This is a genomic window from Pasteurella sp. WM03, assembly GCF_004570945.1.
Classification (GTDB): domain Bacteria; phylum Pseudomonadota; class Gammaproteobacteria; order Enterobacterales; family Pasteurellaceae; genus Rodentibacter.
Map to the genome: position 1 here is coordinate 1 of NZ_SPPO01000021.1, position 1055 is coordinate 1055.

Annotated in this window: 1 protein-coding gene; it reads left to right on the forward strand. The window is 44.6% G+C overall.

Annotated features, from left to right (window positions below; all coding sequences use genetic code 11):
- On the forward strand, positions 1-1055 hold a 1055-nt coding region (locus tag E4T92_RS11170), incomplete at both ends, for a pyocin knob domain-containing protein (RefSeq protein ID WP_228063606.1).

Consider the following 1055-nt stretch of genomic DNA (forward strand, 5'->3'; position numbering starts at 1 on the left):
CTGGAGTTTAACCCTAACTCTGAATCCGACCCACGATTTAATATCGTGTACAAAATGCAGGATAATTCAAGCCGCTATTGTTCATTCCCAAAACTGGAGCGGAATGAAACCGTGGCGTATCGTGCTTGGGTGGATAGCCGTATTGCCGATAATTTTACAAGAGGCAAAGTCACCACTCAAAACCTCAATGATATGGTGAGCTATGGCATCTATGCCCAAGATGCAAACCGAGATGCCTCGACCGATCGGAATTATCCGACCAATTACGGCGGCACTTTATTTGTCTTGCCATCGGCTTACGGTGTTATGCAAAAGTATATCAATTTCAGGACGGGGGAAGAATATCAACGCAATCGTCATATTGATTTGCGTACTTGGAGCGAATGGAAACGGGTAGATGGCTTGGATAAAGTCAGTAAAAGAGGCGATACGATGACAGGTGATTTATCTATCCGTAATGGCGATTATTCAAAATTAAGACTTTACAACTCAAGCGGTAAAGAGTTTAGATTTGAATCTACGCCTGATAGCCACAGCAATATTGGGAAAGCGAGCTATCGTAGCCCGGATGGGACAACGGAGTATTACGCACAGTATTTCCCGAAAAAAAGCGGTACGGTGGCATTGGTTGAAGATCTTAATGGCGTTCATTATTCCAACCATGCTTACGTTGAAACCACGATTAACAATAGTGATTACGGTGGGGCGAATTTTAAGCGCCGTGGCAATGCCGGTAACTGGGACAGCCGCATTGAACCTCTACCGGACAAACGTTGGAAATTCTGGACGCAAAACTCACACGAAATTTATTTACCGGCGAAAGGTGGCACGGTGGCGTTGTTGGAAGATTTTACTCAAAACCTATCCGGTAACGGTTGGTGCAAACTGCCGAACGGTTTAATTATGCAATGGGGTAAAGCAAATGGCGGTTGGGTCAATTTCCCGATTGCTTTTCCGAATAGCTGCTTTTCCGTTGTGGGGACGCAAGGTGAGGGAAGAAATTACGAGCCATATATCATCACCAATATTAGCAACACCAAGTTTTATCACAAAGG